This window comes from Mycobacterium sp. NGS69 (assembly GCF_059812165.1).
In genome coordinates, this window is sequence record NZ_JCALCD010000001.1 from 380,230 (window position 1) to 396,397 (window position 16,168).

At 67.1% G+C, this 16,168-nt stretch carries 18 protein-coding genes; 11 read left to right on the forward strand and 7 right to left on the reverse strand.

The window, feature by feature from the left end; translation table 11 throughout:
- The first annotated feature begins 143 nt into the window (after positions 1-143).
- Genes AC5Y2S_RS02020 through AC5Y2S_RS02030 form a run of 3 tightly spaced genes read left to right on the forward strand, consistent with a single transcriptional unit; the run spans position 144 to position 2,158 of the window.
- Positions 144-1,307, forward strand: coding sequence for a steroid 3-ketoacyl-CoA thiolase (locus tag AC5Y2S_RS02020; protein ID WP_499953464.1), 1,164 nt, complete (start codon positions 144-146; stop codon positions 1,305-1,307).
- The gene (locus AC5Y2S_RS02025) at positions 1,307-1,681 is read left to right on the forward strand and encodes a DUF8021 domain-containing protein (RefSeq protein ID WP_499953466.1); all 375 of its coding nucleotides are present in this window, start codon (positions 1,307-1,309) and stop codon (positions 1,679-1,681) included. Before AC5Y2S_RS02020 ends, AC5Y2S_RS02025 begins: the two co-directional genes overlap by 1 nt.
- Positions 1,682-1,702: 21 nt before the next feature.
- A complete protein-coding gene (locus tag AC5Y2S_RS02030; RefSeq protein ID WP_499903794.1) occupies positions 1,703-2,158 on the forward strand; it encodes a nitroreductase family deazaflavin-dependent oxidoreductase in 456 nt (151 codons plus the stop codon).
- A gap of 97 nt (positions 2,159-2,255) precedes the next feature.
- On the opposite strand, the gene AC5Y2S_RS02035 is transcribed toward AC5Y2S_RS02030, so the two are convergent.
- Both AC5Y2S_RS02035 and AC5Y2S_RS02040 read right to left on the reverse strand, forming a co-directional pair.
- Positions 2,256-3,161 (reverse strand): SDR family oxidoreductase, encoded by a 906-nt coding sequence (locus tag AC5Y2S_RS02035; protein WP_499953468.1) that lies wholly within the window; start codon positions 3,159-3,161, stop codon positions 2,256-2,258.
- 15 nt (positions 3,162-3,176) lie between these two features.
- A complete protein-coding gene (locus AC5Y2S_RS02040; RefSeq protein WP_499954324.1) occupies positions 3,177-3,935 on the reverse strand; it encodes an SDR family oxidoreductase in 759 nt (252 codons plus the stop codon).
- A 96-nt stretch (positions 3,936-4,031) separates the two neighbouring features.
- Between AC5Y2S_RS02040 and echA20 the strand changes: the two genes are divergently transcribed.
- The 7 genes from echA20 to AC5Y2S_RS02075 all read left to right on the forward strand — a co-directional run bounded on the left by echA20 (position 4,032) and on the right by AC5Y2S_RS02075 (position 9,412).
- Complete coding sequence (gene echA20, locus AC5Y2S_RS02045; protein ID WP_499953470.1) at positions 4,032-4,790, forward strand: (7aS)-7a-methyl-1,5-dioxo-2,3,5,6,7,7a-hexahydro-1H-indene-carboxyl-CoA hydrolase; 759 nt, start codon at positions 4,032-4,034, stop codon at positions 4,788-4,790.
- A complete protein-coding gene (gene ipdA / locus AC5Y2S_RS02050; protein ID WP_499953471.1) occupies positions 4,787-5,671 on the forward strand; it encodes a cholesterol ring-cleaving hydrolase subunit IpdA in 885 nt (294 codons plus the stop codon). Before echA20 ends, ipdA begins: the two co-directional genes overlap by 4 nt.
- Entirely contained in the window at positions 5,668-6,408 is a 741-nt protein-coding gene (gene ipdB / locus AC5Y2S_RS02055; RefSeq protein ID WP_499953473.1) for a cholesterol ring-cleaving hydrolase subunit IpdB, read from the forward strand. The genes ipdA and ipdB overlap by 4 nt, the downstream gene beginning before the upstream one ends.
- The gene (ipdC, locus tag AC5Y2S_RS02060; RefSeq protein ID WP_499903800.1) at positions 6,408-7,493 is read left to right on the forward strand and encodes a (3aS,4S,5R,7aS)-5-hydroxy-7a-methyl-1-oxo-octahydro-1H-indene-4-carboxyl-CoA dehydrogenase; all 1,086 of its coding nucleotides are present in this window, start codon (positions 6,408-6,410) and stop codon (positions 7,491-7,493) included. The genes ipdB and ipdC overlap by 1 nt, the downstream gene beginning before the upstream one ends.
- Positions 7,494-7,535: 42 nt before the next feature.
- Positions 7,536-7,958 (forward strand): PNPOx family protein, encoded by a 423-nt coding sequence (locus AC5Y2S_RS02065; protein WP_499953474.1) that lies wholly within the window; start codon positions 7,536-7,538, stop codon positions 7,956-7,958.
- A gap of 69 nt (positions 7,959-8,027) precedes the next feature.
- Complete coding sequence (locus tag AC5Y2S_RS02070; RefSeq protein WP_499953475.1) at positions 8,028-8,675, forward strand: SatD family protein; 648 nt, start codon at positions 8,028-8,030, stop codon at positions 8,673-8,675.
- The gene (locus tag AC5Y2S_RS02075; protein ID WP_499953477.1) at positions 8,672-9,412 is read left to right on the forward strand and encodes a hypothetical protein; all 741 of its coding nucleotides are present in this window, start codon (positions 8,672-8,674) and stop codon (positions 9,410-9,412) included. The genes AC5Y2S_RS02070 and AC5Y2S_RS02075 overlap by 4 nt, the downstream gene beginning before the upstream one ends.
- 21 nt (positions 9,413-9,433) lie before the next feature.
- Here the strand turns inward: AC5Y2S_RS02075 and AC5Y2S_RS02080 are convergent, their stop codons facing one another.
- The 3 genes from AC5Y2S_RS02080 to kstR2 all read right to left on the reverse strand — a co-directional run bounded on the left by AC5Y2S_RS02080 (position 9,434) and on the right by kstR2 (position 12,262).
- Positions 9,434-10,342, reverse strand: coding sequence for a type IV toxin-antitoxin system AbiEi family antitoxin (locus AC5Y2S_RS02080; RefSeq protein WP_499953479.1), 909 nt, complete (start codon positions 10,340-10,342; stop codon positions 9,434-9,436).
- Positions 10,343-10,443: 101 nt separating this feature from the next.
- Complete coding sequence (fadA6, locus tag AC5Y2S_RS02085; protein WP_499903804.1) at positions 10,444-11,604, reverse strand: steroid 3-ketoacyl-CoA thiolase FadA6; 1,161 nt, start codon at positions 11,602-11,604, stop codon at positions 10,444-10,446.
- A gap of 55 nt (positions 11,605-11,659) precedes the next feature.
- Positions 11,660-12,262: a TetR family transcriptional regulator KstR2 gene (gene kstR2, locus AC5Y2S_RS02090; protein WP_499953481.1), complete on the reverse strand. Its 603-nt coding sequence runs from the start codon at positions 12,260-12,262 to the stop codon at positions 11,660-11,662.
- Positions 12,263-12,497: 235 nt separating this feature from the next.
- On the opposite strand from kstR2, the gene AC5Y2S_RS02095 reads away from it, so the two are divergent.
- Positions 12,498-14,120, forward strand: a complete 1,623-nt coding sequence (locus AC5Y2S_RS02095) for a PPE family protein (protein WP_499953483.1) — start codon at positions 12,498-12,500, stop codon at positions 14,118-14,120.
- A gap of 10 nt (positions 14,121-14,130) precedes the next feature.
- On the opposite strand, the gene ipdF is transcribed toward AC5Y2S_RS02095, so the two are convergent.
- Positions 14,131-14,919 (reverse strand): (5R,7aS)-5-hydroxy-7a-methyl-1-oxo-2,3,5,6,7,7a-hexahydro-1H-indene-carboxyl-CoA reductase, encoded by a 789-nt coding sequence (gene ipdF / locus AC5Y2S_RS02100; protein WP_499953485.1) that lies wholly within the window; start codon positions 14,917-14,919, stop codon positions 14,131-14,133.
- 28 nt (positions 14,920-14,947) lie between these two features.
- Positions 14,948-16,096: an acyl-CoA dehydrogenase IpdE1 gene (ipdE1, locus tag AC5Y2S_RS02105; RefSeq protein WP_499953487.1), complete on the reverse strand. Its 1,149-nt coding sequence runs from the start codon at positions 16,094-16,096 to the stop codon at positions 14,948-14,950.
- Positions 16,097-16,168 lie beyond the last annotated feature (72 nt).

Sequence of the window (16,168 nt, forward strand, 5' to 3'; positions counted from 1 at the left end):
CGACTGGCCAGTGACTGGCGATCCCAGGACACTAGCTTCCCTAGTGGAGCTCTGTTGCCAGTAAAACATGCCTCCACCGTAGAAAAAAGGCGCCGACGCATCGTCGCTTGTCATACTAATGAAACGTGTTCTAGCCTGGCCCCATGGGTAACCCGGTAATCGTTGAAGCCACTCGCAGCCCGATCGGCAAGCGCAATGGATGGCTTTCAGGACTGCACGCCACCGAGCTGCTGGGCGCGGTGCAAAAGGCGCTGGTGGAGAAGGCCGGCATCGACGCCGGTGATGTGGAACAGGTCATCGGCGGCTGCGTGACGCAGTTCGGCGAGCAGTCCAACAACATCACCCGCGTGAGCTGGCTCGTCGCCGGCCTGCCGGAGCACGTCGGGGCCGCGACCGTGGACTGCCAGTGCGGCAGCAGCCAGCAGGCCAACGGCCTGGTCGCCGGCCTGATCGCGGCGGGCGCCATCGACATCGGCATCGCGTGCGGCATCGAGGCCATGAGCCGCGTCGGGCTCGGCGCCAACGCCGGCCCCGACCGCAGCATCCTGCGGCCGGCCTCGTGGGACATCGACCTGCCCGACCAGTTCACCGCCGCCGAGCGGATCGCCAAGCGCCGCGGCATCACCCGCGAGGACATCGACGCCTGGGGCTTCCAGTCCCAGCTGCGCGCCAAGCGGGCGTGGGACGAGGGCCGGTTCGACCGGGAAATCTCGCCGATCGAGGCGCCGGTGCTCGACGAGCAGAAGCAGCCCACCAGCGAGCGCCACATGGTGGGCCGCGACCAGGGCCTGCGTGACACCACTCTGGAGGGCCTGAGCCAGCTCAAGCCGGTCATCGAGGGTGCTATCCACACGGCGGGCACGTCGTCGCAGATCTCCGACGGCGCCGCGGCGGTGTTGTGGATGGACGAGGACAAGGCCAAGGCGCTCGGGCTGCGGCCGCGGGCCCGGATCGTCAGCCAGGCCCTCGTCGGCGCCGAGCCCTACTACCACCTCGACGGCCCGGTGCAGTCGACGGCGAAGGTGCTGGAGAAGGCCGGGATGAAGATGGGCGACATCGACATCACCGAGATCAACGAGGCCTTCGCGTCGGTGGTGCTGTCCTGGGCGCGCGTCCACGAGCCCGACATGGCCAAGGTCAACGTCAACGGCGGGGCGATCGCGCTCGGCCACCCGGTGGGCAGCACCGGCAGCCGGCTGATCACCACCGCGCTGCACGAGCTCGAGCGCACCGACCAGACGACCGCGCTCATCACCATGTGCGCGGGCGGCGCCCTGTCAACCGGAACCATCATCGAGCGCATCTAGTGGGTGTCTCCGAGGCCGACCGCGTCGCGGCGGCCCAGGCGTACATCGACGCCCTGGTCACCCACGACGCCGAGGCCGTCCCCTTCGCGGATGGCTGCACCCGCATCGAGGTAGGCCTCAAGTCGGGTTTTTCCGGAAATCACCTGCGGCGCAGCCTAAATCGCGGACCGCAGTACCGCATCATCGCGGCGACGACCCAGCCGGAGTACACCGTGTCCGGCGACGAAGTGCGCGCGATGTACGACGTGCTGACCAAGGTCTCGTTGGCCGGGCGGCGGGTCGGGTCGCGGGTCGACGAAACGTTCGTGATACCGGAACAGGACGGGCTGATCCATCACATCAGGGCCAAGTTGCGTCCGTTCATTCAGCGCTGAAGCAGCTCTAGGATCACTGGTATGCCGAAATCACCGCCACGGTTTCACGACACGCCCTACGCCGACTTCTTCATCAAGTGGATGTCACGCCTCAACACGTTCTTCTACCGCCGCAACGGCGGCGAAGGCTTCGGCGGCAAGTTCCAGAACATTCCCGTCGCCCTGCTGACGACCACCGGCCGCAAGACCGGCGAGCCCCGCATCAGCCCGCTGTACTTCCTTCGCGACGGCGACCGGGTGATCGTCGCGGCGTCCAAGGGTGGTGCCGCGAAGAACCCGATGTGGTACCTGAACCTCAAGGCCAATCCCAAGGTGCAGGTGCAAATCAAGAAAGAGGTGCTCGACCTGACCGCGCGGGACGCCACCGACGAGGAGCGCGCCCACTACTGGCCGCAGTTGGTGGACATGTACCCGTCCTACGACGACTACCAGTCCTGGACCGACCGGACCATCCCGATCGTCATCTGCGACCCGTAAGCCGCGCGGCGCCCCGCTTCGCCGAGCGTGAAGCCAGGGCGACAAAACCACCGCGAAAATCTCGCCATGGCTTCACGTTCGGCGCGGGCGAACCGCGCTAGGCCCCGTAGACCGGGACCGGCGGGCGCGCCTTGGCGAGCAGGTCGGCGACGACAGGCCCGAGCTCGGCCGGATCCCATCGGGCGCCCTTGTCGATCTGCGGGCCGTGCGCCCAGCCCTCGGCGACGCGGATCTTGCCGCCCTCGACCTCGAACACCTTGCCGGTGACGTCGCGGGATTCGGCGCTGCCCAGCCAGACGACCAGCGGGGAGACGTTCTCCGGCGCCATGGCGTCGAAATCCTGGTCCTGCGTGGACATCATCTCGGCGAAGACGGTCTCGGTCATGCGGGTGCGCGCCGACGGGGCGATGGCATTGACGGTCACGCCGTACCGCCCCATTTCGGCGGCGCCGACGAGCGTCATCGCCGCGATGCCCGCCTTGGCCGCGCTGTAGTTGCCCTGCCCGACGCTGCCCTGCAGGCCCGCACCGGAACTGGTGTTGATGATCCGCGCGTCGACGCTCTTGCCCTCCTTGGACAGCCCCCGCCAATACGACGCGGCGTGCCGCATGGTGGCGAAGTGCCCCTTGAGGTGCACGGCGATGACGGCGTCGAACTCTTCCTCGCTGGTGTTGGCCATCATCCTGTCGCGCACGATGCCGGCGTTGTTCACCAAAACGTCCAAACCGCCGAAGGTTTCGACGGCTTTCTGGATCAGGCCCGCCGCCTGATTCCAGTCGGCGATGTTGGCCCCGTCGGCGACCGCTTCTCCGCCAGCCGCGATGATCTCGTCGACCACGCCCTGCGCGGCGCTGCCGCCGCCCGCGGGCGATCCGTCCAGGCCCACCCCGATGTCGTTGACCACCACACGAGCGCCCTCGGCCGCGAAGGCGAGCGCATGCGCGCGGCCGATACCCCCGCCCGCCCCGGTGACGATGACGACACGTCCGTCAACCAGTCCCATATCCGTTTGTCTCCTCTACTTGACTGCGCTCGCGTTGGTAGTGGCCAGATAGTGCGGCGGTTCGCCGCCGCCATGCACCTCCAACGAGGCGCCGCTGATGTAGGACGCCGCGTCGGAGGCCAAAAACGCTGCGGCCCAACCGACATCGTCCGGCTTGGCCAGCCGGCCCAGCGGGACGTTCTTGGAAATGGCGGCGATGGACTCGGCATCGCCGTAGAACAGGTCGGCCTGCTCGGTCTCGACCATCCCGACCACGCAGGCGTTCACCCGCACCTTGGGTCCCCATTCCACCGCCAGCGTCTGCGTGAGGCTCTCCAGACCGGCCTTGGCCGCGCCGTACGCGCCGGTGCCGGGCGACGGCCGTCGGCCGGACAGGCTGCAGATGTTGACGATCGACCCGCCGCCCGGCTGGGCCTGCATCTTGTCGTTGGAGTACTGCGAAACCAACAGCGCACCAATGAGATTGAGCTCGATGATCTTCCGGTTGAACTTCGCGCTGGACTCCGCGGTCAGCACGTAGGGCGACCCGCCGGCGTTGTTGACGACGACGTCGAGCCTGCCGTGTTGGTCGACGATGGAGTCGATCAGCGACCGGACGGCCTCCTCGTCGCGCACGTCGCACGAGTGGAACTCGTAGGGCAGGCCCTCCACGGGCCGGCGCGCGCAGGTGATCACGGTCGCGCCCTGCTTGGCGAAAACGGAGCTGATGCCGGCGCCGACGCCGCGCACGCCGCCGGTGACCAGAACCACCCGCCCGGCCAACCCCAGGTTGATGCCTTCCGAAAGGGGCGAGCCTGCTTCGGCGGGAGTCACTGTGCTAGCGTACCAAGCAAGTGCTTGCTTAGGTAACTGACCCCAGCAGGAAGTGCCATGACGATCACATCCAAAGAAATCGAACCGGGCATCGTCGCGGTCACCGTCGATTACCCGCCCGTCAACGCCATCCCGTCGCGCGGGTGGTTCGAACTGGCCGACGCCATCACGGCCGCCGGCGCCAATCCCGAGACCCACGCGGTGATCCTGCGGGCCGAGGGCCGCGGCTTCAACGCGGGTGTGGACATCAAGGAGATGCAGCGCACCGAGGGATTCACCGCGCTGATCGACGCCAACCGCGGCTGCTTCGCCGCCTTCCGCGCGGTCTACGAATGCGCCGTGCCGGTGATCGCGGCAGTGAACGGATTCTGCGTGGGCGGCGGGATCGGTCTGGTGGGTAACTCCGACGTCATCGTGGCCTCCGACGACGCCACGTTCGGGCTGCCGGAGGTCGAACGCGGTGCGCTCGGCGCGGCGACGCACCTGTCGCGACTGGTGCCACAGCACCTGATGCGGCGACTGTTCTTCACCGCCGCCACCGTCGACGCCGCCACCCTGCATCACTTCGGCTCGGTGCACGAGGTGGTGCCGCGGGATCAGTTGGACGAGGCCGCGTTGCGGGTCGCCCGCGACATCGCCGCCAAGGACACGCGCGTCATTCGTGCGGCCAAGGAGGCGCTCAACCTCATCGACGTGCAACGGGTCAACTCGAGTTACCGCATGGAACAAGGGTTTACGTTCGAGCTCAACCTCGCCGGGGTGGCCGACGAGCACCGCGATGCGTTTGCCGGTACGAAGAAGGGCAAGAACGCGTGAGCGACAAACGAACAACACTGGACGAGGCCGTTTCCGAACTGCGCAGCGGCATGACGATCGGCATCGGCGGCTGGGGCTCGCGGCGCAAACCGATGGCCTTCGTGCGGGCGATGCTGCGGACCGACGTCACGGACCTGACCGTGGTCACCTACGGCGGACCCGACCTCGGCCTGTTGTGTTCGGCGGGCAAGGTCAAGCGCGTCTACTACGGGTTTGTGTCGCTGGACTCCGCGCCGTTCTACGACCCGTGGTTCGCCAAGGCCCGCACCAGCGGCGCCATCGAAGCGCGCGAGATGGACGAGGGCATGCTGCGCTGCGGGTTGCAGGCGGCGGCTCAGCGCCTGCCGTTCCTGCCGATCCGCGCGGGGCTGGGCAGTTCGGTTCCCGACTTCTGGGAGGGCGAGATGCAAACGGTCACCAGCCCCTATCCGGCGCCCGGCGGCGGGCACGAGACGTTGCTCGCGATGCCGGCGCTGCGCCTGGACGCCGCCTTCGCACACCTGAATCTCGGTGACTGCCAAGGCAATGCGGCGTACAGCGGCATCGACCCCTACTTCGACGACCTCTTCCTGATGGCGGCCGAAAACCGCTACCTGTCGGTGGAGCGCGTCGTGTCGACCGACGAGCTGGTCAAGGCCGTCCCGCCGCAGGCGCTGCTGGTGAACCGGATGATGGTCGACGCGGTCGTCGAGGCGCCGGGCGGAGCCCACTTCACCACCGCCGCGCCGGATTACGGGCGCGACGAGAAGTTCCAACGCCACTACGCCGAGGCGGCCTCCACCGACGAGGGCTGGCAGAAGTTCGTCCAGACCTATCTGTCGGGTAGCGAGGACGACTACCAGGCCGCCGTGCGCGCATTCGGAGAGGAGGCCGCGAAATGAGCAGCCGAGCGGAGGTTTGCGCGGTCGCCTGCGCCGAGTTGTTCAGGGACGCGGGCGAAATCATGATCAGCCCGATGACGAACATGGCTTCCGTCGGCGCGCGCCTGGCCCGGCTCACGTTCTCCCCGGACATCCTGCTGACCGACGGCGAGGCACAACTGCTGGCCGACACCCCGGCGCTGGGCAAGATGGGCGCCGTCGAGGGCTGGATGCCGTTCGGCCGGGTGTTCGAGACGCTGGCCTGGGGCCGCCGGCACGTGGTGATGGGCGCCAATCAGGTGGATCGCTTTGGCAATCAGAACATCTCGGCCTTCGGACCGCTGCAGCACCCGACCCGGCAGATGTTCGGCCTGCGAGGCGCGCCCGGCAACGCCATCAACCACGCGACCAGCTACTGGGTCGGCAATCACTCGAAGCGAGTGTTCTGCGAGGCGGTCGACGTGGTCTGCGGCATCGGCTGGGACAAGATCGACGCCGACAACCCGGCTTTCCGGTTCGCCAACCCGTATCGGGTGGTGTCCAACCTCGGGGTGTTCGACTTCAACGGGCCGGGCCACACCATGCGGGCGGTGTCCCTGCATCCCGGTGTAACGCCCCACGACGTCCGGGAGAACACCTCGTTCGAGGTGGACGGCCTCGACGAGGCTGAAGAGTCCCGGCTACCGACCGACGACGAGCTGCGGTTGATCCGCGAGGTCATCGATCCTAAGGCACTGCGCGACAAAGAGATACGGTGATGAGGCTGCGCACCCCGCTGACCGAGCTGGTCGGCGTCGAGCACCCGGTGGTGCAAACCGGGATGGGCTGGGTGGCCGGCGCCCGGCTGGTTTCCGCCACGGCCAACGCGGGCGGACTGGGCATCCTGGCTTCGGCGACCATGACCCTCGACGAGTTGGCGACCGCCATCGGCAAGGTCAAGGCCGCGACCGACAAACCGTTCGGCGTTAATATCCGCGCCGACGCGGCCGACGCCGGCGACCGCGTCGAGCTGATGATCCGCGAGGGCGTCAAGGTGGCGTCCTTCGCGTTGGCGCCCAAGCAGGAGCTGATCGCCCGGCTCAAAGACGCTGGGGCGGTGGTCATCCCGTCGATCGGCGCGGCCAAACACGCGCGCAAGGTCGCGGGGTGGGGCGCCGACGCGATGATCGTGCAGGGTGGCGAGGGTGGCGGGCACACCGGGCCCGTCGCGACCACGCTGCTGCTGCCGTCCGTGCTGGACGCCGTGCAGGGCACCGGGATCCCGGTGATCGCGGCGGGCGGATTCTTCGACGGGCGCGGGCTCGCGGCGGCGTTGTCCTACGGCGCCGCCGGCGTGGCGATGGGCACCAGGTTCTTGCTCACCTCGGATTCCACCGTGCCCGAGGCGGTCAAACGGCGCTACCTCGAGGCGGCGCTGGACGGCACGGTCGTCACCACGCGAGTCGACGGCATGCCGCATCGGGTGCTGCGGACCGGGCTGGTCGAGAAGCTGGAAAGCGGCTCGCCGGTAAGGGGTTTGACGGCGGCGGTGCGTAACGCCGCGAAGTTCAAGAACATGTCGCAGATGACCTGGGCCTCGATGATCCGCGACGGCCTCGCGATGCGCCACGGCAAGGAGCTGACCTGGTCGCAGGTCGTGATGGCGGCGAACACCCCGATGCTGCTCAAGGCCGGGCTGGTCGAGGGCAACACCGAGGCCGGCGTGCTGGCGTCCGGCCAGGTGGCCGGCATCCTGGACGACTTGCCGTCGTGCGCCGAGCTGATCGATTCGATCGTGCGCGACGCGATCGCCCACTTGAAGGCCGCGACGGCGCTGGTCGAAGAACCGTCAGCCGTGGACTAAGGACCCTGGCCGCCGAGCGGGACGGGGCGTCATCCTGGACGGATGATGACGCTGGCACCGGGATCCTGGCCCACTCCGCTCTTGAACGCCGTTCGTACTTCGAACAAATACCTGCTCAATCCGCTGATGGTGCAGCTGGCCGGCCACAAGCACTGGTACGCGGCCGCGATCAAGCACACCGGGCGGCGCTCCGGCAAGCAGTACACCACGCCGGTGGTAGCCGAGCGCATCGCCGACGGCTTCGTGATACCGCTGCCCTACGGCACCGAGGTGGATTGGTTGCAGAACATCCGCGCGGCGGGGCGGGCGACCATCTTGTCGCAGGGCGAAGACTACGAGGTGGCACAGCCCGAGATCATCGATGCGGCGACGGCGCTGCCCATGCTGTCGGCCCAACGCCGACGCACGTTCAAGCGAGTCGGCATCGACGGGTACCTCAGACTCAAGGACCAATCGACGAGCTGAGCGGCGTTATCGCCACCACCCGATGAAGTTAATTCCTAAATATACCAGGAATGAAGCTATAGTCTTCATATGACTCTGGTGAAGTCAACACCTTCACTGCGCGCGACCCTGATCGGCGACGTCGTCGGGTCGCGGCGCGCCCGCGACCGGCCGGCGCTGCATCGGCGCGTCGCCACCGCTCTGCGGCAGGTCGCCGACGGCGCCCTCGACCCACCCGCCTTCACCGTCGGCGATGAGTTTCAGGGCAGCTACCCCAGCCTCGGTGCCGCCATCGACGCCGCGTTGACGGTGCGCCTGCTGCTTGCCCCCGAGACCGACGTCCGGTTCGGCATCGGCTGGGGGACGGTCGCCATCCTCGACGCCGACGCCGGGATCCAGGATGGGCCGGGCTGGTGGACCGCGCGGGCCGCCATCCAGCAGACGGCGGAGGCCCAGCGGCAGCCCGGGTTCACGCTGGTGCGCACCACCTTCCGGGCGGACGACGACACGCGCGCCGACGTCGCGGCCGTCAACGCGGCGCTGATTTGTCGGGACCATCTGCTTGGATCGCTCGATGAAAGATCGTTACGGATTGTGAGGGGCTTGATGACGGGCCGGACCAAGAAGGAGCTCGCCGCGGCCGAGGGCATCAGCCCTTCCGCGGTGTCCCAGCGGGCGGCTCGTGACGGTCTGGACCTGATTGTCCGCGCGTCCCAATATCTTCGGAGCTTGCCATGAGTGCGGTCGCGGTCCTGCTGATCGCTGTCGGGATTGCCGACCTGTGCCGACGAGCAGTCGGCGCGGCCTGGCTCCCCCTGATGGTCGCGCCGATCGTGGTGGCGGGCTGCGCCGCGCTGGGTGCGCTGTGGCATCGCGGCGATATCCCGCTGCTCGTGCTGGCGGCCGCCGCGGCCGTCGCTTGGGAGTGGCTCTGCCTGCGCGCCGAGCGCAGCGGCAAGCGACAAGCGGCGCCGTTGGCCGTGTTCGCCGTCGCGCTGGTACTCGCGATCGCGTTGTCCGGATGGTCCTCGCCGGTGAACGGACTGATCGCGCGGTGGTCGAGCTGGGTGCAGCTGCCGCTGAGCCACGTGACACCCACCCGCCTGCTGATGATCGTCGCCGTGGTGCTGGTGCAGTTCGCCACCGGAAATCAGTTGGTGCGCCTGGTGCTTGGCTCGGTGGGCGCGGTGCGTCCCGCCGGGGAGCCGCAGCCATCGGACCGGCTCAAGGGCGGCCGGCTGCTGGGCCCGATGGAGCGCTTGCTGATCCTGAGCCTCGGCGTCGGTGGGCAGGTGGCCGCGGCGAGCGCCGTCGTCGCGGCCAAGGGCATCATCCGCTTTCCTGAGCTGAGCGCCCAAAAGAACCGCAACGGTGATGTCGGCATCGACGAGGTGACCGAATATTTTTTGGTGGGCAGCTTCACGAGCTGGCTGCTGGCCCTGGGCGGAATCGCGCTGGTGCTGGGAGCCCGTTAAGTTCAACGGCCAGTGTGCAATTCACGACGCGACACGCCGTGCGGACGTCGTGGACTGCACACTCGGCGGCGAGGCCGGCCAGCCCGCGGTCCGCATCGCGGCAACCACCCGGGCAACGAGCGTCCCTTGGCGATAGCGGAGCAGGTCGTTGCTCACCCTGACGATGGTCCAGCCCAGGTCGGCCAATGCGACTTGCCGGTCGATGTCGCGTTGACGCTGCACCGGGTCCGTCCAGTGTTGGGGTCCGTCGTACTCGATGCCGACGAGGAGTTCGCGGTATCCCATGACGATTCGCGCAACGAAGTCGCCGTATTCGTCACACACCCTGATCTGAGTCTGCGGCGCGGGCAGCCCGGCGTCGATCAATACCAACCGGGTGCGTGTCTCCTGGGGCGATTCGGCACCGGCGTCGACGAGCGGCAACACGCCTCGCAGCCGTACCAACCCGCGGGCCCCGCGATGCGCGCCCGTTACGGCTTCGATGTCGTCGATCGTGACGCCGGTCGCATTCGTCAGTGCATCGAGCCGCTGGACGGCTTTTAATCGTGCGGACGTCCACCGCCCGATATCGAAAGCCGTTCGCGCTGGGCTTGTCACGGGCATGCCGTCGACGTCGACGACCTCGTCGGGAAGCAACGTCTCGATGTGCACCGTGACGCCGGCCGGCGGCCGCCGATTAGCGTGAATGAGTTCGGCGTCGAGAGCCGGGCGCACCCAGTTGGCGCCCAGCAGTGCCGCCGCCGAATTGCCCGCGATGACTGCCTTACGTCGCGACCATAGCCATGCCGCTTGCGCTCGCTGCCGCGCGCTCAGCTCGATGCCGGCGGGCACGTACACACCCGGGTACACCGCTTCGTAGAGCGAGCGCATCGCGCGCTCCGGCATCGTCTTGGCGGCCAGGGCCTCACGTACCAAGAAGACTTCAGCCATGCGGGCATCCTGCCGACCCACACCGACAAGGGCACGAATGTGCAATTCACGACGCGACACGCCGTAGACGCGTCGTGGATCGCACGCTTGGCGGGGAAGGGCTAGAGCCGCTCGATGATCGTGACGTTGGCCGTGCCGCCACCCTCGCACATCGTCTGCAGACCATAGCGGCCGCCGATGCGCTCAAGCTCGTTGAGCATGGTGGTGAACAGCTTGGCCCCAGTGGCGCCGAGCGGGTGACCGAGGGCGATCGCGCCGCCGTTGGGGTTGACCTTCTCGGGGTCGGCCTTGATCTCCTTGAGCCACGCGAGAACCACCGGCGCGAACGCCTCGTTGATCTCGACGGTATCGATGTCTTCGATTGAGAGCCCGGTCCTTTCCAGCGCGTAGCGGGTGGCCGGGATCGGCCCGGTCAGCATGAACACCGGGTCGGCGGCGCGGGCGCTGATGTGGTGGATGCGGGCCCGGGGTGTCAATCCGTGGTCCTTGACGGCCCGCTCGGAGGCCAGCAACACCGCGCTGGCACCGTCGGAGATCTGGCTGGCCATCGCCGCCGTCAGCCGGCCGCCCTCGACGAGCGTCTTCAGGCCGGCCATCTTCTCCAACGACGACTCGCGGGGACCCTCGTCGACCCGGAACGGGCCGGATTCGGTTTCGACGGTGATGATCTCGTTCTCGAAGTGCCCGCCCCGGATCGCCGCGAACGCGCGCTCGTGGCTGGTCAGCGCGAACCGTTCCATCTCCTCGCGCGACAGGTTCCACTTCTCGGCGATCATCTCCGAGCCGCGGAACTGCGAGATCTCTTGGTCACCGTAGCGGTGCAGCCACTGCTTGGATTCGCTTGTGGGCGAGGTGAACCCGAACTGCTCACCGACGGTCATCGCCGACGAGATCGGGATCTGGCTCATGTTCTGCATGCCGCCGGCCACGATGAGGTCCGCCGTTCCCGACATGATCGCTTGCGCACCAAAGGAAATCGCCTGCTGGCTGGAACCGCACTGCCGGTCCACGGTGACACCCGGCACCTCTTCGGGATAGCCCGCGGCGAGCCAGGAGAGCCGGGCGATGTTGCCCGCCTGCCCGCCGATGGCGTCGACGCAGCCGGCGATCACGTCTTCAACGGCGGCGGGGTCAACGTCGACGCGGTCGAGCAGTCCGCGCCACCCCAAGGCGCCCAGGTCGACGGGATGCACCCCGGCCAGTGCACCGTTCCGCTTGCCGACCGCGGTGCGCACTGCGTCGATGACGTACGCCTCAGCCATTGTGTCGCTCCTCCTCATCGCTTCGCTCTGCATCGTCGCCGACACGGGCCATGTTTCAGACTCCTTCTTTGGTTATGCCGCCAAGCACGATGGCGAGATATTGCTGACCCACCTGTTGCGCGGTGAGCGGTCCGCCGGGTTGATACCAGCGCACCGACACCCAGGTGGTGTCACGGATGAAACGGTAGACGAGGTCGACATCGAGGTCGGGCCGGAAGCAGCCCTCGTCGATGCCCTGATTGAGCACCTCGACCCACATCTTGCGTTGTTGGCGGTTCATGTCCTCGATGTAGGAGAACCTGGTTTGCGACAGGAGGCGTTTGGCCTCGTCTTGGTAGATGACGACCTGCGCATGGCGATTCTCGATCGCCTCGAACGACGCCATGAACAGCCCCTTGAGCCGCTCCAGCGGGTTGGGCTCGCTATCGATGATTTCCCGGTAGCGGGCGAACAGCCAATCCAGAAAATCGCGGAGGAGTTCGTCGACCATCTCCTCTTTGGAGGAGAAGTGGTGGTACAGGCTGCCGGACAGGATGCCCGCACCGTCGGCGATGTCGCGCACGGTGGTGGCGCGCAAGCCGCGCTCGGCGAACATGGTCGCGGCGAGCGCAAGCAACTCGTCTCGCCGGCTGTTAGCCTGACCGGTCACTCGGTCCACCGGATCAGGGTATCAACCAAGCGCTTGCTCGGCCAGCTAGGGCGCGGATGGGCCCCAATTACCGACGCGGCCTCGGTAGCTCACGTTCCGCGCCACGGTAACGGAGGATTCCCGGGTTTCGAACTGGGAGGAATTTCAGCAAAACCGGGAGAAACCCCCCGGCAGCGTCGTAATCTCCCGACGTTGGGGCCGGCCCGATGCCGACAAATGGGCCAAAACGTGGAGGTCGACGGTCATGAGCTTCGTGGTGTTACCCCCGGAAATCAATTCCCTGCGGATATTTAGCGGTGCCGGATCTGCGCCGATGCTGGAGGCCGCTGCGGCATGGAACGGTCTGGCCGATGAGCTGGGGACGGCAGCGGAGTCGTTTTCGTCGGTGATCTCGGGGTTGGCGGGTCAGGCATGGCAGGGGCCGGCATCGCAGGCAATGACGGCTGCAGCGGGTCCATATGCGAGTTGGCTCAGCTCGGCCTCCGCCCAGGCCGCGGGCGCAGCCGGACAGGCGCAGGCGGTGGCCAGTGCGTTCGAGGCGGCGCAGGCGGCAACGATCCATCCGCTGGCGGTGGCGGCCAACCGGAATTCCTTTGTACAGGCGGTGATGTCGAACTGGTTTGGGCTCAACGCGCCGGCGATCGCCGAACTTGAGAGCGCCTACGAGACGATGTGGGCCCAGGATGTGTCGGCGATGGTGGGCTATCACGGTGGGGTGTCGGCGGCGGCCGCACAATTGGTGCCCGCGCAGACGTTGCAGGACATCCTCGCCACGCTGCCCAACCTGGGCATCGGCAACCTCGGCAACTTCAACCTGGGCAGCGGCAACAAAGGCAGCGGCAACCTCGGCAGCGGAAACACCGGCAATTCCAACCTGGGCGGCGGAAACGTCGGCAACGCCAACATCGGCTTTGGGAATTTCGGCGAGGCCAGCATGATGACCGGAAATCCGGGCGGTTATAACGTCGGCATCGGTAACCAGGGCAACGGCAACTTCGGCTTGGGCAACCTCGGCAGCGCGAACATCGGCGGCGGGAACACCGGCAGCGGCAACGTCGGCTTCGGCCTTACGGGTAACAATCTGATCGGTATCGGGAATGCTTATTACAACTCGGCGACCGGTCAATTCGCTTTCGCCGGGCTGAACTCGGGCACCGGCAACATCGGCTTCGGGAACTCCGGCACGAACAACATCGGCTTTTTCAACTCGGGCAGCGGCAACATCGGCATCTTCAACTCGGGTGTCAATACCCTGGTGCCGGGTGGGGCTGGAGTTGTGGGCAGCATCAACAACATTGGCATCGGAAACTCCGGCGTCTTGAACTTCGGGTTCGGCAACTCGAATACTCTCGGCACGGGCTTCGGGAACGCGGGCCAGTTCGACAGCGGCTTCGGGAATTCGGGCAACACCGCCACAGGCTTCGGAAATTCGGGCGATGCAAACACGGGCTTCTGGAATGCGGGCGACGTCAATACGGGCTTTGGGAATTCGGGCAGTACAAACACGGGTTTCTTGAATTCTGGCAACGTGAACACGGGCGTCGGGTTCACTACTGACAGCGGCCTGGTGAACTCGGGATTCAACAACACCGGTAAGGGTGAATCGGGCTTTGGGAACACGGGCCAGTTTGTGTCGGGCTTCTTCAACTCGGCCAGCGGCGGCAGCGCCTTCAACGGAGACGTCTCGGGCCTCTTCAACAGAGTCAGCGGCGGTTCGGTTAGCAACAGCGATGTCTCGGGCTTCTTCAACACCGGCGTCAAGGGCCCCATTATCGGCGCCGGAAGCGGCCCCTTCAGCGGCGATCTCTCCGGCTTGGGCAACATCGGCACCGGTATCGCGGGTCTGTTTAACCTCGCCCGCCAGTAAGCCGATCTGCTTACGGATGCTGGCTGGAGACCGAAATCACCTCTCCAGTCAGGTAACTGGAGTAGTCGCTGGCCAGAAACGCGATGGTGGACGCGATTTCCCAAGGCTCGGCGGCGCGGCCGAACGCCTCGCCGGCGGACAGCCGGTCCAGCAAATCGGCCGACGTCGTCTTGTCCAGAAACTTGTGCCGCGCGATGCTAGGCGAGACGGCGTTGATCCGGACGCCGTACTCCACGGCTTCGATTGCGCTGCAACGGGTTAACGCCATCACCCCCGCCTTCGCCGCGGCGTAGTGCGACTGCGAGTGCTGCGCGCGCCACCCCAGCACGCTGGCGTTGTTGACGATCACCCCGCCGTGCGACGCGTCGCGGAAATACCGCAGCGCCGCGCGGGTGGCGCGGAACACCGACGTAAGCGTGACGTCCAGCACGCGATCCCACTCGTCATCGGTCATGTCGACCACCGGGGTCTGCCCGCCCAGCCCGGCGTTGTTCACCAACACGTCGAGGCGACCCATGCGCGCGGTGGTGGAGTCGATCAGGGCGTCGACCTGGGCGGTGGACGTCACGTCGCACACCACCTTCTCGACGCGGCCAAGGCCGAGCGACGCGAGTTCGTCGGCGGTCTCCCCCAGCCGCCGCTCGTGGTGATCGGAAACCACCACGTCGGCACCCTCCGCCAGGGCTCGCCGGGCGGTGGCCGAACCGATCCCGGTTCCGGCCGCGGCGGTCACGACGACGACCTTGCCGTCGAGAAGGCCGTGCCCGGCAACTTCTTTCGGAGTTTCGGACAGACTCATGCTTCCTCCTGCGTCTTCGCGCAAGCGCTCATCCCTTGACTTCTCGCGGTAGGCCGAGCACCCGCTCGGCGATGATGTTGCGCTGGATCTCGTTGGACCCGCCGTAGATGGTGTCCGCGCGGGTGAACAAAAACAACCGCTGCCACTCGTCGAATTCGCCGTCGGGCAGCGCCATCCCGGCCCTGCCGACCACGTCCATCGCCAGCTCGCCCAGGGCGCGATGCCAGTTGGCCCACAACAACTTCGACACGTTGTCCTGGCCGGGTTGCTCGACATCCATGGTGGCGAGCGCGTACGAACGCATGGCCCGCAGCCCGGTCCACGCCCGCGTCAGCCGCTCGCGAGTGAACGGGTCGTCGGCGGCGCCGTTGCGCCGCGCGAGCTCGGCCAGGTTGGAAAGCTCACGGGCGTAGCGGATTTGCTGCCCAAGCGTCGAGACGCCGCGCTCGAAGGTCAGCGTGCCCATCGCGACCCGCCAGCCGTCGCCGGGCTCGCCGACCACCAACGACGCGTCGGTGCGGGCGTCGTCGAAGAACACCTCGTTGAATTCCGAGTCGCCCGTCAGCTGGATGATTGGGCGCACTTCCACCCCGGGCTGCTCCAGCGGCACCAACAGATACGACAGCCCGGCATGCCGCTTGGACCCCTTCTCGGTGCGGGCGACCACGAAGCACCACTGCGCCCAGTGCGCCAGCGAAGTCCACACCTTCTGACCGTTGATCACCCATTCGTCGCCGTCGAGTTCGGCGGTCGTCGAGACGTTGGCCAGGTCGCTGCCTGCGCCGGGTTCGGAGTAGCCCTGGCACCACAGCTCGGTGACGTCGAGGATGCGGGGCAGGAAGCGCTGCTGTTGCTCAGGCGTCCCGAATGCGATCAGCGTCGGACCGAGCAGCTCCTCACCGAAGTGGTTGACCTTGTCCGGCGCGTCCGCCTTCGCATACTCCTCGTAGAACGCCACCCGGTGCGCGGTCGACAACCCTCGGCCGCCGTGCTCGACCGGCCAGCCCAGGCAGGTCAGTCCGGCCTTGGCGAGGTGCTGGTTCCACGCCCGGCGTTCCTCAAACGCCTCGTGCTCGCGCCCGGGGCCGCCGAGGCCTTTGAGGGCCGCGAATTCGCCGACCAGATTGTCGGCGAGCCACTGCCGGACCTCGGCCCGGAACTCCTCGACGTCCTGCATGCCCTGTAGGCTAACCTACCAAGCACTTGCTTTGGTGGCCCGGGCGACGATGCGCGCCGCGCAGCGGCGTGT